Genomic DNA, 13,363 nt, shown 5'->3' with positions numbered 1-13,363 from the left:
CGCCCGAGGGCCCCGGCCTGTTCGGCATGGAAGAGGTGCCCGTCGCGGCGCCCCTGGCACCGGCGGCGGCCAAGCCCACGCCCTATCGCGTGCTGGCCCGGAAATACCGCCCCCAGGCGCTGGATGATCTGATCGGCCAGGAGGCCCTGGTCCGCACGCTCCGCAACGCCTTCGCGCGCGGCCGCGTGCACCATGCCTTCCTGATGACCGGCGTGCGCGGCGTGGGAAAGACCACCACGGCCCGCATCATCGCCCGCGCGCTGAACTGCGTGGGCGTGGATGGGAAGGGCGGCCCGACGGCGGACCCTTGCGGCGTCTGCCCCGAATGCGTGGCCATCCTGGCGGACCGCCACCCCGACGTGATCGAGATGGACGCGGCCTCCAACCGCGGCATTGATGACGTGCGCGAGCTGCGCGAGGCGCTGCGCTTCCGCCCCGCCCAGGGCCGCCAGAAGGTCTTCATCCTGGACGAGGTCCACATGCTGACGGAGCAGGCCTTCAACGCCCTGCTCAAGTCGCTCGAGGAACCGCCACCCGCCATCACCTTCATCCTGGCCACGACGGAATTGCGGAAGGTGCCCATCACCATCCGCAGCCGCTGCCAGACCTTCGCGCTGAAGCGCGTGCCCGAGGACCGGCTGCGTGCCCATTTCGCCCGCATCGCGGGGCTGGAAGGCAGCGCGGCGGAGGAATCGGCCCTGGCCCTGCTGGCCCGCGCCGCCGATGGCTCCGTGCGTGATGGGCTGTCGCTGCTGGACCAGGCCATCGCGCTGGCCGGCGATGGCGGCCAGGTCACGGCCGAGAGCGTGCGCGACATGCTGGGCCTCGCCGATCGCGGCCTGGTGCTGGACATCCTGGAAGCCGTGCTGCGCGGCGACCTGCCGCCCGCCCTGGCCCGCATGGCCGAGGCGCATGAGCGCGGCGCGGACGCCGCCAACATCCTCTCCGACATGCTGGAGCAGGTGCATATCCTGACCCGCTTCGCCGCCATCCCCGCGCTGCGCGAGGACCAGGGCCTGCCGGAGAATGAGCGCGTGCGCGGCGCGGCCCTGGCGGCCACCCTCTCCGTCCCCGCTTTGGCCCGGGCCTGGCAGATGCTGCTGAAGGGGCTGGAGGAGGTGCAGCAGGCCCCCGACCGCCGCGCGGCGGCCGAGATGGTGCTGATCCGCCTCGCCCATGTGGCGGACATGCCGACGCCGGGTGATATCCTGAAGCGGCTCGAATCGGGCGGCGCCGTGCCGGTGTCCGGCGGCGCGCCCGTGCCGTCCAATGGCGGCGGCGGGCTGCGCGCGGTGGCGGGCGGCGGCGCCGTCATGGCGGCGGCCGCCCCTGCCCCGGCCCCGCTGCCCCAGCCCTCCGCCTGGCGCGAGGTGGTGGCGCTGGCCAGCGGCACCCACCCCCTGCTGCACGCCCATCTGCTGCATGACGTGCACCCCGTGCGGATCGCGCGCGGGCAGGTCGAGATCCGCGTGCGGCCCCAGGCCCCGCGCGACTTGGCCGCGCAACTCACGCGCCTGCTGGAGGAAAAGACGGGCGCGCGCTGGACCATCGCGCTCTCCAACGCGCCCGGCGAACCCACCCTGGCCGAGCAATCCCAGGCCGCCGAGCAGGACCGCCGCGCCGCCGCCGCCACGCATCCGCTGGTGGTCGCCATCCTGACGGCCTTTCCGGGGGCCACGCTGGACGCGGTGCGCGACACGAATCTGGACGCCTATGGCCTCGCCCCCGTGGCGTCGGTGGAGGAGGAGCTGCCCGAATTCGCGCCCCCCGACGCCGAACCCGCCTATGACGACGAATTCCCCGAGGAGGATTGAGTGAAGAATCTTGGCAACATGCTGAAGCAGGCCCAGCAGATGCAGACCCGCATGGCGGAGATGCAGGCGAAGCTGGAAGCCACCGAGGTCGAGGGCCAGGCCGGTGCGGGCATGGTGAAGGTGAAGCTGACCGGCAAGGGCGATCTGCGCCGCGTCACCATAGACCCCTCACTGATGACCGCCGAGGACCGCGAGGTGCTGGAAGACCTGCTGGTGGCCGCCCATGCCGATGCCAAGCAGAAGGTGGAGGCCACCATGGCCGAGGAAATGCAGAAGGCCACCGCCGGCATGGGCCTGCCGCCCGGGCTGAAGCTGCCCTTCTGACCGCTTGGACCCCGTCGAGCACCTGATCGCGCTGCTCTCGCGCCTGCCCGGCCTTGGCCGGCGCAGCGCGCGGCGGGCGGCGCTGCGCATGCTGGCGGACCCGCAGGCGCTGATGCTGCCGCTCTCCGACGCGCTCAGGGCGGCGGCCGAGGCGGTCACCCCCTGCGGCATCTGCGGCAACCTCGACGCCACGGACCCCTGCCGCATCTGCGCCAACCCCGAGCGTGACCAGGGCCTGGTCTGCGTGGTGGAGGGTGTGGCCGACCTCTGGGCGCTGGAACGCGCGCATGCCCATCCCGGCGTCTATCACGTGCTGGGCGGCACGCTCTCCGCGCTGTCGGGCACGGGGCCGGAGGAATTGCGCGTGGCGCCCCTGCTGCGCCGCGCGGAAGGCGGTGTGGTACGGGAAGTAATCCTGGCCCTGCCCGCCACGGTGGAGGGCGCCAGCACCGCGCATTACCTCCAGGACCGGCTGGCGGGCGCGCCCGTTACCGTCACGCGGCTGGCGCAGGGGGTGCCCATCGGCGGCAGCCTCGATGCGCTGGATGACGGCACGCTGGCCGCGGCGCTCCGGGCGCGGCGCTAGAGCGGGATGCGTTGAGGTGGAATCACCGAAAACGCTGAATCCCGCTCTCCACAAAGGTTGGAGCAGGCTGCGTGAACGCATGTGAACGCAGCATGCTCTAGGCTCCTTCGTCCGCGGCGGCGCCCGTTGACACCGTCACCCGAACAGGGCCCATCGCCTCGTAGAAGGCGATCTCGGCGGCGTTGCGCCGGCGCAGCTCCTCGGCCACCGCCGCGAAATCCGGCTGGTCGGCGCCGCTTTCCATGCCATTCGGCATCCGCTTCACATTGGTCGTGATCAGCTCGGAGCAGCGCTTCAGCCCCGTCACATTCTCCACCGCCTCGATGAAGCGCGGCAATTCGTCGAAGCGGCCGATGACGTAGTTGTTCTCGGTCAGCATCCGGCGAATGCCGCGCTCCTCCACCGTGCCGAAGAGCTGGCGCAGCTGGTAATTGTTCACCTGGTCGGCGAATTCCGGGAATTCGGCGAGGGCGCGGGAGAAGCTGACATCCCGGATGCGCTCATGCAGGGGGTGGTCGGCGCGGGACCGCACATGGTCGTAGAAGGACACCGCGCGCTCCACCGGCTCGCGCAGGACCGACAGCAGCACCTTGCGCCGCGGCGCGTGCCGCACCAGCGGGTGCGTCACCGGGAAATGCCCGCAGACCAGCAGCTTGCCTTGCAGCAATTGCGGCTCCTTGGCCAGGCGCTCGGCCAGTTGCGCCTCGCCCCCCGCCTCGGCCAGCAGCAGGTGATAGAAATGCACGAAGGGGTGGAACATGTCGCCGAGAAGCTTCCACATCGCCGTTCCCGCCGTCTTCGGGATATGGACGAAGTAGTAGATCGGCATCGCGTCCAGCGCCCGGCCGCGCGGCATGGCATGCACGCCCGCAGGTGGCGGTGGCGGCAGGGCGCCCACCAGCCCCGTCGCATCGCGCATGCGCATGCGGAATTCCTGGCTCTGCATGAGGAGCCAGCCGAACTGCTCGACCGTGCGGCCGGAATTCACATGGATTTCGATCACCTGGGGGCGCTCGGGCCGGCGGCCCAGCAGCAGCCTGTATCCCAGCTCGACCTGTTCGGGCGTCATGCGCCTGGTTGGGGCGGCCGGCGGCGACGATGGCGGGGCGTCAGTCACGGTGCGGGCACGGGCGGGCTGACGAGGCGGCGCGCGCCTCCACGAAAGTCATCATGACCTGCTTTTCATGCGATTTCAGGGCAAGAGTCCAGCCTCCGCGCGGAGGTGGAGCAGCCTTCGTTGAGAGCGGGATTCAACGTTTTCGGTGATTCCACCTCAACGCATCCCGCTCTAGCTGCCCAGAGCCTCGCGCAGCGCGGCGGCGAAACGGTCGAGGATCATCTCCATCTCCTCGGCCGTCACATTGTAGGGCGGGGCAAGGATCACGTGGTCGCCCTGGCGGCCGTCAATGGTGCCGCCCATGGGGTAGCAGCCCAGGCCCCGCGCATAGGCCGCCTGCTTCACGCGCTCATTCATCCGCAGGGCCGGGTCGAAGACGGCCTTGCTGGCACGGTCGGCCACCAGTTCCACCGCCCAGAAGAGGCCGCGCCCGCGGATGTCGCCCACATGGGCGTGGTTGCCCAGGCGCTCGGTCAGGCCCTGTTCCAGCTTCGCCCCCATGGCCTGGACATTGGCCAGAAGGTTTTCCGCGCGGATCACCTCCTGCACCGCGACAGCCGCCGCGCAGGCCAGCGGGTGCGCCTGGTAGGTGTGGCCGTGCATGAAGCCGCCCGTGCCATCCCGCAGCGGCGCCAGCACGCGGTCATTCACCAATATGCCGCCGATGGGCTGGTAGCCCCCGCCCAGCCCCTTGGCGATGACCTGGATGTCGGGTGCCACGCCCTCCGCCTCCCAGGCGTGCTGGGTGCCGGTGCGGCCCATGCCGGACATGACCTCGTCCAGGATGAGCAGCGCGCCGTGGCGGTCGCAGACCTCGCGCATCTTTTCGAAATAGCCCGGCAGGGCCGTCACGCAGCCGAGTGTCGCGCCCACCACGGTCTCCGCGCAGAAGGCGATGACGGTGTCGGGGCCGAGGCGCTGGAACTCGGCTTCGAGTTCGTCCGCCAGGCGCTGCACATAGTCGGCGTCGCTCTCGTCATCGCGCCGGTCGCGATAGGCGTAGCAGGGAGAGACATGGTGGAAGGCGTCGCTGAGAATGGGCAGGTAAGTCGCGCGCCGCATCATGTTGCCGCCGGCCGCCAGCGCGCCGAGCGTGTTGCCGTGGTAGCTCTGCCGGCGCGCGATGAAGTTGCGGCGCTGCGGCTGCCCGGCCTCCACGAAATGCTGCCGCGCCATCTTGAGCGCGGCCTCCATCCCCTCGCTGCCGGAGGAGCAGAAATAGGCATGGGTCAGCCCGCCCGGGGCATGGCCCACCAGCATGTCGGCGAGCTGCTCCGCGCTCTCGCAGGAGAAGAGCGCCGTGTGCGCGTAGGTCAGCTGTTCCAGCTGCGCGCGCATGGCCCCCAGCACATGCGGGTGGCCATGGCCGAGGCAGGCCACGGCCGCGCCCCCGCTCGCATCCATCACGGCATGTCCGCCCTTCTCGCGCAGCCAGATGCCCTGGCCCGAGACGGCGATGGGGGGTGCGGCGCGCAGGCTGCGATGGACGAGATGGGTCATGGGGCGAAAGCGTATCTCGCGTTTAAGGTGCCGTCAGCACCCCGACCGCCGCCCCGGTGAGGCAGCAGGCGATGGTGCCCGCCGCCAGGGCGGGGAAACCCAGCCGCGCGATTTCCGCCCGGCGTTCCGGCACCATGGCCGACATGCCGCCCAGCATGATGCCGACCGAGCCCAGATTGGCGAAGCCGCACATGGCATAGGCCAGGATCAACCGGGTGCGGGGGTCCATCGCCGCCCCCTCCTGCGCCAGCGCCAGGTAGGAGACGAATTCGTTGACCACCACCTTCACGCCCAGCAACTCGCCAGCCCGCGCCGCATGCTCGGGCGCGACACCCATGGCCCAGGCGAGCGGGCGGAACAGCCAGCCCGCCATCTCCTGCAGCGTCACGCCCAGCAGCGGCTGCAGCACCTCATTGGCCAGCGCCACCAGCGCCACAAAGACGATCAGCGCGGCCATGACGCCGAGCATGAGCTGCAAACCGTCGCCGATTCCCTGCACCAGCGCCTCCATGGTGCTGGAATAGCGCAGCACGGGGGCTTCCTCGGCGGTGGTGGAGGTGTCGCCCGGGCGCATCAGCAGCGCCACCAGCACGGCCGCGGGGGCGGAAATCAGCGAGGCCGTCAGCAGCTGCCCCGCCGCATCCGGCACCACGGGCGCGATGACCAGCGCATAGACCACGAACATGTTGCCCGCGATGGTGGCCATGCCCGCGACCATCACCACGAACAATTCGGTGGAGTTCATCCGCGCCAGCCAGGGGCGGATCATCAGCGGCGCCTCGACCATGCCCACGAAGACATTGGCGCCCACGCCGAAGCCGCTGGCCCCGCCCAGGCCGAAGACGCGCCGCAGCCCGCGCGCCAGCAGCCGCACGCAGAAGCCCAGCACCCCCAATGGAACAGCACGGCCGAGAGCGCGCCCACCACCAGCACCAGCGGCAGCGCCTGGAAGAAGAGGATGAAGCCGGCACCCGGGAAAGGCTCCGGAAAGGGCAGCGGCCCGCCGCCCAGATAGCCGAACACAAGCGAGGTGCCCGCCCGCGTGGCCCGCGCCAGCGCCTCCACCCCCTGCCCGATCCAGCCAAAGCCCGTCCGCAGCCAGGCGATGTTCAACAGCAGCGCCGCCAGGCCCAGCACCGAGGCCAGCCCCGCCACCACCACCCGCGCCGAGACACCCCGCCGGCAGCCTCCCAGCACCCAGGCCAGCAGGCAGAGCGCGCCCATGCCGGCGAGCGACTGCCATTGCAGCGCGCTCAAGCGGGTTCGTCCTCGTCGGGCTCCGGCATGTCGAGGCCGAGGGCGGCGGCCGATTGCTCGCCCGGCATGGCCTCCACGCCCTTCAGCTTGCGCGCGATGGCGCGGGTGCGCGTGCGCGCATCGCCGATCGTGTTGTTCACCGTGCCCACCTGCTTGCCCAGCTTCTCCAGAACGCCATCCATCTTGGCCATCTCGGCCTTGGTGGCGGCAAGCAAATCCCGCACGCCTTCCGCATTCTTGGACAGCGCGAGCGTGACATGGCCGAGCTGGATGGTCCGCAGCATGGCCGGCAACAAGGAAGGGCCGGCGATGAAGACGCGCGCGTTGCGCCCCACCTCGTCAATCAGGCCCGGGATGCGCGCGACCTCGGCATAGAGGCCTTCGGTGGGCAGGTAGAGGACGGCGAATTCCGTGGTCAGCGGCGGGTGGACGTATTTCTGCCGGATCTTCTGGGCCTCGGCGCGGATGCGGGTTTCCAGGGCGCGGCGGGCCTGGGCCTCGGCCGCCACGTCGCCCGCGTCATGCGCGGCCAGCAGGCGTTCGTAATCCTCCACGGGGAACTTCGCGTCCACGGGCAGGCGCACGATGGACTCGCCGCTGGTCGGCATGCGGATGGCGAATTCCACCACCTCGTTGCTGTCCTCGCGCAGCTTGATGTTGGTGTCGTAGCTGCCCTCGGGCAGGAAATCGTCCAGCATGGCCTTCACCTGGGCCTCGCCCCAGCCGCCGCGCGTCTTCACATTGGAGAAGAGGCGCTTCAGGTCCCCCACCTGCGTCGCCACCGACTGCACATTGCCCATCATGGCCTGGATGGCGTTGAACTGGTCAATGACGCGGGTGAAGCTTTCCGTCATCTGCTTCTCGACCGCCTCGCCCAGCTTCTCATTCACGCTGGCCTGGATGTCGGTGAGGCGCTTGTCATTCGCCTCGCGCATTTCCTTGAGGCGGGCCTCGATCTCGGCGCGGGCTTCGAGGGCCTTGCGATCAATCAGGTCACGCGCCGTGGTCATCTCCAGGGCGATGGCGGCGCGCATGGCGGCCTGGGATTCCGTAAGTGCCGCGCGCACCTGCTCGACCATCACGTTCATGGCGGCCAGCTTTTCGGACATCTCGGCGCGCAGGGCCTTGGCCGCTTCCGCCTGGCCTTCCGCGAGGCCCGCGCGCATCGCCTCCAGCTTGCCGGCGAGGTCGGTCTGGAGCGTGCCGGTGCCCTGGGCGAGGCGCGTCAGGCCCTCGCTGAGCACCTTCGTCTGCTCGACGGAAAAGCCCTGGATTTCGCGGCCCAACGCGGCCTCGCTGGCGGAGAGCGCGGCCTTCACCTCACCCGCCAGCGCGCCCAGCCGCTCCCCCTGCCGTTCCTGCGCCGCCTGGAGCAGCGCCACGCCGGGATCAGCGCCGGGCTTGCGCGCCAACAGCACGGCCAGCACCCCGAGCAGCAGCAGGACCACCAGCCCCAGCAGAACCACTTCCACCGACATCACCCACGCCCCCCAACAGGAAAATCCGCCCCCCGGTGCCCTGCCGTGGCTTCGCCACGGCAGGCGGAGCCCACCCAGCCGGACACGGCGCCAAACCGGGGCCCCCGCGAGAACGCCGAAGGCGATTTCGTGGGAAACTCACCGGGGCCCCCGCGAAGGTTTCGCCGCCGTCCACGCCGGAACGGCGTGCACGGCGGCGAAAACTTCGTGGGGAACACGTCAGTGCCGGAAGTGCCGCATCCCCGTGAACACCATGGCCAGCCCGGCGGCATCGGCGGCGGCAATCACCTCGTTGTCGCGCATCGAACCCCCCGGCTGGATCACCGCCGTGGCCCCCGCCGCCGCCGCCGCCTCCAGCCCATCGGCGAAGGGGAAGAAGGCGTCGGACGCCACGACCGAACCCTGCGCCAGGGGCGTGTCGGAACCGGACGCACGCGCGGCTTCCGCGGATTTCCATGCGGCGATGCGCGCCGAATCCACCCGGCTCATCTGCCCCGCGCCGATGCCGACCGTGGCGCCGCCCTTGGCGTAGATGATGGCGTTGGACTTCACATGCTTGCAGACGCGGAAGGCAAAGAGCAGGTCCGCCATTTCCTGCGCGGTCGGCGCCCGCTGCGTGACCACGCGCAGCCCCGCCTCCGCCACGCGCCCCGCATCGCGCGACTGCGCGAGGAAGCCGCCGCCCACGCTGCGGAACACCATGCCCGGCGCGGCCGGGTCCGGCAGCCCGCCCGTCAGCAGCAGGCGTAGGTTCTTCTTGCGGGCGAAGATGGCACGCGCGGCCTCATCGGCATCGGGCGCGATGACGACCTCGGTGAAGATGGCGCTGATGCGCTCCGCCGCTGCGGCATCCAGCACGCGGTTGGCGGCGACGATGCCCCCGAAGGCCGAGACCGGATCACAACGCAAAGCCGCATCCCAGGCCGAAGCGAGGTCCTCGCCCTCCGCCACGCCGCAGGGGTTGGCGTGCTTCACGATGACGATGGCCGGGCGCTCGAACTCCGCCACGCATTCGAAGGCGGCGTCCGTGTCGTTCAGATTGTTGAAGCTCAGCTCCTTGCCCTGCGCCTGGCGCGCGGTGGCGATGCCGGGCCGCCCCGTGCCGTCCAGGTAGAAGCCTGCCTTCTGGTGCGGGTTCTCGCCATAGCGCAGCGTCTGCGCGAGTTGCCCCGCGAAAGCCAGGCGCGGCGGGAATTCCTGCCCCACCTGCCCCGCGAACCAGGTGCTGATGGCCGCGTCATAGGACGCGGTGCGCGCATAGGCGGCGGCCGCCAATTCGCGCCGCAGCGCGAGGCTGGTGCCGCCCTGCGTCGCCAGCTCCTCGGTGACGCGCAGCAGGTGCAGGGGCTCGGTGCAGACGACCACATGGGCGTGGTTCTTGGCGGCGGAGCGGATCATGGCCGGCCCGCCGATATCAATGTTCTCGATGCAGTCGTCGAACTCGGCGCCCTTCGCCACGGTGGCCTCGAAGGGGTAGAGGCTCACCGCCAGCAGATCGATGGGCGCCAGCCCGTGCTGCTCCATCTGCTGGAGATGCGCCGACAGGTCGCGCCGCCCCAGCAGCCCGCCATGCACCTGCGGCACCAGCGTCTTCACGCGGCCGTCCAGCACCTCGGGGAAGCCCGTGTGCTCCGAGACATCCTTCACGGGGATGCCGGCCGCGCGGATGGCCTGGGCGGTGCCGCCGGTGGAGAGGATCTCGGCCCCCATCCCCGCCAGCATCCGGGCGAAATCCACGATGCCCGTCTTGTCCGAGACGGAGAGCAGGGCGCGGCGAATGGGCAGGCGGTCGGTCATGCGTCAAAGTCCCAGATGGTCGAGGGTGCGCGCCAGCACGCGGGCCTCGGTGTAGTGCGAAAGGGCGCGGGCCAGGCCCGCCTGCCCCATGCTGTGGCGCAGTTGCGCGTCGGCGGCCAGACGCGAAAGCGCATCGGCCAGCGGCGCGGCCTGCATGGGCGGGACCAGCAGGCCGCTCTCGCCATCCCGCACCAGCTCGCGGCAGCCGCGGATGTCGGTGGCGACCACGGGCAGGCCGGTCAGCATGGCCTCGATGCCGCTCATCGGCAGGCCCTCGAAATGGCTGGGCAGGCAGAAGATGTCGGCCGCCGCCATGACCCGCGCCACGTCGCGCCGATAGCCCAGGCGGTGCAGGCGCGGGCCCATCGCGGCCTCGGCCCGGGCGAAATGCGGCTCCATGTCCGCGCCATGGTCGGAGGGCAGGCGTTCCCCCACCACCCAGAGATGGGCGCCGGGCACGCGCGCCATGGCCTCCAGCAATTCCGGCCAGCCCTTGTGGCGCACCAGCCGCGCCACGGCCACCACCACCACGGCCTCCTCCGGCACGCCCAGCTCCGCGCGGATCGTGGCGCGCGCGGCAGGGTCCGGGTGGAAGATCGCCGGGTCCCGCCCATTGCCGAAGGCGACCGCGCCGCGATGGATGAAGAGGCGCCGCGCATCCGCCGCCTCCTCCTCGCTGACGGTGAGGAAGCGGTCGGTCATCCGCCCGCCCAGCCACTCCATGCCGAGCGAAAGCCCCCGCCGCCACAGCGGCCCCGGCTGGTTGAACAGGAAACCGTGGCAGGTATAGGCCACGCGCGGCACGCCGGCCGCCCGCGCCGCCAGCCGCGCCAGCATGCCCGAGATGGGCATGTGCGCGTGCACCAGGTCGAAGCGTTCATCGCGCAGGGCGGCACGGATGGCGCGCCAGGCGGCGAGGTTCGCGCGGGGCGACAGGCTGCGCGCCATGGGCACGGGAATGATGCGGAACCCCTCGGCCCGCGCCACCTCCAGCAGCGGGCCCTCCGCGCACATCCCCACCACCTCATGCCCGCGCGCGCGGGCCGCGCGCATCAGCGGCAGCAGGAAGTGCCGCAGCGAGAAATCCACATTGGTGACTTCCAGGACCCGCACGCCATCAGGCGGGGGGTGCCGCGGGCTCGGCCGGGGCCACGCGGGTGATGGCCCATTGGATGCCCTCCGGCTCGCCCTGCGAGGTGAGGACGATCTGGCTGGTCCGCCGCGCCTCGACGCCGAGGCCGAGATAGACGCTGTCCTCCAGCGCGATGGCCGCACCCCGCGCGCGCAGGCGCCAGCCCTGGCCGGTGGGCAGGCGCATGAGCACCCCGCCCTCCTCCTCCTGCAGCACGGCCTTCACGCCGGGGTGGAGGTGGAAGCGCACCACGCAGGGCTGGTCCACCGTGCCCTGCGGTTCCAGCACATCCTCGCCGCGCAGGTCGTCGCCATTCTCGGAGAGGTAGAGGCGGCGCTTGTGGATGGCGTTGTGCGTGCGGCGATAGCCGTCATGCGTGGCTTCCAGCCATTGCGCGCCATTGGCCTCGAAGCGTTCCACCTCCACGCGCTCCGGCCGGCGGCCCAGGCCTTCGGGGCGGAGTTCGGCGCTGTTGGTGTCGGCCAGCGTGAGGGTGGAATGCGCGGCGGTGGAACGCAGCGCGTCCCGCCAGGCCGGATCACCGGCGGGCGAGGCGCCGCAATTCACGATCAGCCGGTCGCGCCCCACGGACATCTCGAAGGAAAGCGCGCCGGCATGGGCGAAGCGGTCCGCGCCGCGCGGGGCGCCCGTGGCGGGGTCGGCGCCGCGGCCCGGCGGCGGCGCGCCGCAATCGGCGATGACCAGGGTGCGGCTCGCGGCCAGCCGATGGAACCCCGTCTCCTGCAGCAGCAGTGGCGCGCGGCCCTTGGCCTGGCCCTGGGTCAGCACCAGGTCCACCAGCGAGGCCGGCTCCTCCCGGGTGCCGTTGAACAGCGCGAGCGTGCCATCGCCATGGCGGAACAGCCGCAACGCCTGCCCCGCGCGATCAATCACGGTGGCGAGCTGCGGCGGCGCCGTGACGCCGCTGCCGTTCAGCAGGTTCCTGAGCTCGATCAGATCCTGGAAGGCCAGGAGCTGCACGGCGGGGCTGCGCTCCACATGGCCGCCATCGGGGTGGAATTGGCGCTCCAGCTCGGCCGGCAGGAATTTCAGGGCGCGGACCATCCAGGCCTCCTCGCCCAGGGCCACGGCGGCGGCGATGGTGCCCTTCAGCACCATCAGCGCGCCACGATGCGCGGCCTCGTCCGGCAGGGAGGCGGCGAGCCTGCGCCCGTCATGCGCCAGGCGCTGCATCAGCGCGCGGCGAAACCCCTCCTCGGCCGAGGCGGCGAAGAAATCCCAATGCCCCAGCCAGGCGGAGACGCGCGCGGCCGCCACCTCGGGCAGGTTCGCCAGCGGCTCATTGGCCCCCTGGCCGAGCCAGGCTTCCGTCAAATCCCGCGCCTCGACGCGCGCCGCGTCGCTGCCCAGGCTGCGGAGGTCGCGCAGCCAGGCGAAGCCATGCGCGGCCTGGCGCCACAACAACGGCCCGGATTCGGGGCTCCAGCCATCGAGCATGCGGGTGCTGCCCAGCACCTCCATCTCACCGCGCAGCAGGGCGGCGCCGCGATTGGCATCGCCCGGCCAGAGGTCGCGGAAGGAACGCGCCGGCGCCTCCGGCACCCGCACGGGCTTGATGCGCGAGAAGAGGCGGCGGGCGTTGCGGAACACGTCGCTCATGCCGGCTCGCCCCGCAGGCCGCGGATGGCCGCGGCATAGTCCTTGGCACCAAAGACCGCCGTGCCCGCCACCAGCACATCCGCCCCCGCCGCCACGCAGCGCGGCGCGGTGGCGGCCGTCACGCCGCCATCCACCTGCAGCGCGATGTCACGCCCGCTCTCGTTGATCATGCCGCGCAGCGCCGTGATCTTGGCCAATTGGCTGTCCAGGAAGGATTGCCCGCCGAAACCCGGGTTCACCGCCATGACGAGGATCAGGTCCACCAAATCCATCACATGGGCCACGGATTGCACGGGCGTGGCGGGGTTCAGCACCACGCCGCACTTCTTCCCCAGCGCCTTGATCGTCTGCAGCGAGCGATGAAGATGCGGCCCGGCCTCCGGATGCAGGCTGATGAGGTCGGCACCCGCCTCCGCGAAGGCGGCGAGGTAGGGGTCGGCCGGGGCGATCATCAGATGGACGTCGAAGAACAGCCCGCAATGCGGCTTCAGCGCGCGCACCAGGCCCGGCCCGAAGCTGATATTGGGCACGAAATGCCCGTCCATGATGTCGAGGTGCAGCCAGTCGGCGCCCGCGGCCTCGATGGCGCGCACCTCCTCGCCCAGGCGCGAGAAATCGGCGGCGAGCAGCGAGGGGGCGATCCTGACGGGGCGCATGGCATCCTTATCTGTCACGGCCCTGCCTCATCGGGCCAAGGGGCTTCGGTTAGCCGATCCATGCCGCGTTGAAAACCTCGCA

The 13,363-nt window shown here is 71.1% G+C and carries 12 protein-coding genes; 3 read left to right on the top strand and 9 right to left on the bottom strand.

Features of this window, described 5'->3' with window-relative positions; genetic code table 11:
* The first annotated feature begins 26 nt into the window (after nucleotides 1–26).
* From ICW72_RS16230 to recR, 3 genes are read left to right on the top strand one after another with little or no spacing between them, the layout of a single operon-like run.
* Nucleotides 27–1,814, top strand: a complete 1,788-nt coding sequence (locus ICW72_RS16230) for a DNA polymerase III subunit gamma/tau (RefSeq protein ID WP_191083659.1) — start codon at nucleotides 27–29, stop codon at nucleotides 1,812–1,814.
* Nucleotides 1,815–2,138: a YbaB/EbfC family nucleoid-associated protein gene (locus ICW72_RS16225; RefSeq protein ID WP_184382725.1), complete on the top strand. Its 324-nt coding sequence runs from the start codon at nucleotides 1,815–1,817 to the stop codon at nucleotides 2,136–2,138.
* 4 nt (nucleotides 2,139–2,142) lie between these two features.
* Nucleotides 2,143–2,724 (top strand): recombination mediator RecR, encoded by a 582-nt coding sequence (gene recR, locus ICW72_RS16220; protein ID WP_191083658.1) that lies wholly within the window; start codon nucleotides 2,143–2,145, stop codon nucleotides 2,722–2,724.
* A gap of 97 nt (nucleotides 2,725–2,821) precedes the next feature.
* On the opposite strand, the gene ICW72_RS16215 is transcribed toward recR, so the two are convergent.
* From ICW72_RS16215 to rpe, 9 genes are all read right to left on the bottom strand, one after another.
* Nucleotides 2,822–3,793 carry a sulfotransferase family 2 domain-containing protein gene (locus ICW72_RS16215; protein WP_191083657.1) on the bottom strand — a complete coding sequence of 324 codons (972 nt, stop codon included), beginning with the start codon at nucleotides 3,791–3,793 and terminating at the stop codon, nucleotides 2,822–2,824.
* Nucleotides 3,794–4,012: 219 nt separating this feature from the next.
* The gene (locus ICW72_RS16210) at nucleotides 4,013–5,341 is read right to left on the bottom strand and encodes an aspartate aminotransferase family protein (RefSeq protein ID WP_191083656.1); all 1,329 of its coding nucleotides are present in this window, start codon (nucleotides 5,339–5,341) and stop codon (nucleotides 4,013–4,015) included.
* A gap of 22 nt (nucleotides 5,342–5,363) precedes the next feature.
* Nucleotides 5,364–6,215: a nucleoside transporter C-terminal domain-containing protein gene (locus ICW72_RS16205; RefSeq protein ID WP_223880635.1), complete on the bottom strand. Its 852-nt coding sequence runs from the start codon at nucleotides 6,213–6,215 to the stop codon at nucleotides 5,364–5,366.
* On the bottom strand, nucleotides 6,110–6,598 hold the full coding sequence (locus ICW72_RS20790) for a Na+ dependent nucleoside transporter N-terminal domain-containing protein (protein WP_223880634.1): 489 nt from the start codon (nucleotides 6,596–6,598) through the stop codon (nucleotides 6,110–6,112). The genes ICW72_RS16205 and ICW72_RS20790 overlap by 106 nt, the downstream gene beginning before the upstream one ends.
* Nucleotides 6,595–8,076: a DNA recombination protein RmuC gene (gene rmuC, locus ICW72_RS16200; protein ID WP_191083655.1), complete on the bottom strand. Its 1,482-nt coding sequence runs from the start codon at nucleotides 8,074–8,076 to the stop codon at nucleotides 6,595–6,597. The genes ICW72_RS20790 and rmuC overlap by 4 nt, the downstream gene beginning before the upstream one ends.
* Nucleotides 8,077–8,295: 219 nt before the next feature.
* Nucleotides 8,296–9,873 (bottom strand): bifunctional phosphoribosylaminoimidazolecarboxamide formyltransferase/IMP cyclohydrolase, encoded by a 1,578-nt coding sequence (gene purH, locus ICW72_RS16195; RefSeq protein WP_191083654.1) that lies wholly within the window; start codon nucleotides 9,871–9,873, stop codon nucleotides 8,296–8,298.
* Nucleotides 9,874–9,876: 3 nt separating this feature from the next.
* Nucleotides 9,877–10,986 (bottom strand): glycosyltransferase family 4 protein, encoded by a 1,110-nt coding sequence (locus ICW72_RS16190; protein WP_191083653.1) that lies wholly within the window; start codon nucleotides 10,984–10,986, stop codon nucleotides 9,877–9,879.
* 4 nt (nucleotides 10,987–10,990) lie between these two features.
* Nucleotides 10,991–12,625, bottom strand: coding sequence for a heparinase II/III family protein (locus ICW72_RS16185; RefSeq protein ID WP_191083652.1), 1,635 nt, complete (start codon nucleotides 12,623–12,625; stop codon nucleotides 10,991–10,993).
* Nucleotides 12,622–13,281: a ribulose-phosphate 3-epimerase gene (rpe, locus tag ICW72_RS16180; protein WP_191086296.1), complete on the bottom strand. Its 660-nt coding sequence runs from the start codon at nucleotides 13,279–13,281 to the stop codon at nucleotides 12,622–12,624. Before rpe ends, ICW72_RS16185 begins: the two co-directional genes overlap by 4 nt.
* Nucleotides 13,282–13,363 lie beyond the last annotated feature (82 nt).

The sequence above is a fragment of the Roseococcus microcysteis genome, from assembly GCF_014764365.1.
Lineage (GTDB): Bacteria > Pseudomonadota > Alphaproteobacteria > Acetobacterales > Acetobacteraceae > Roseococcus > Roseococcus microcysteis.
This window is presented reverse-complemented; position numbering and strand designations above follow the sequence as displayed.

Excerpts from the sequence above, each read along its gene's own strand:
- ICW72_RS16215 (WP_191083657.1), bottom strand. The coding sequence starts at position 3,793 with ATGACGCCCGAACAGGTCGAGCTGGGATACAGGCTGCTGCTGGGCCGC.
- rmuC (WP_191083655.1), bottom strand. The coding sequence starts at position 8,076 with ATGTCGGTGGAAGTGGTTCTGCTGGGGCTGGTGGTCCTGCTGCTGCTC.
- rpe (WP_191086296.1), bottom strand. The coding sequence starts at position 13,281 with ATGCGCCCCGTCAGGATCGCCCCCTCGCTGCTCGCCGCCGATTTCTCG.
- ICW72_RS16230 (WP_191083659.1), top strand. The coding sequence starts at position 27 with ATGGAAGAGGTGCCCGTCGCGGCGCCCCTGGCACCGGCGGCGGCCAAG.
- ICW72_RS16185 (WP_191083652.1), bottom strand. The coding sequence starts at position 12,625 with ATGAGCGACGTGTTCCGCAACGCCCGCCGCCTCTTCTCGCGCATCAAG.
- ICW72_RS16210 (WP_191083656.1), bottom strand. The coding sequence starts at position 5,341 with ATGACCCATCTCGTCCATCGCAGCCTGCGCGCCGCACCCCCCATCGCC.
- purH (WP_191083654.1), bottom strand. The coding sequence starts at position 9,873 with ATGACCGACCGCCTGCCCATTCGCCGCGCCCTGCTCTCCGTCTCGGAC.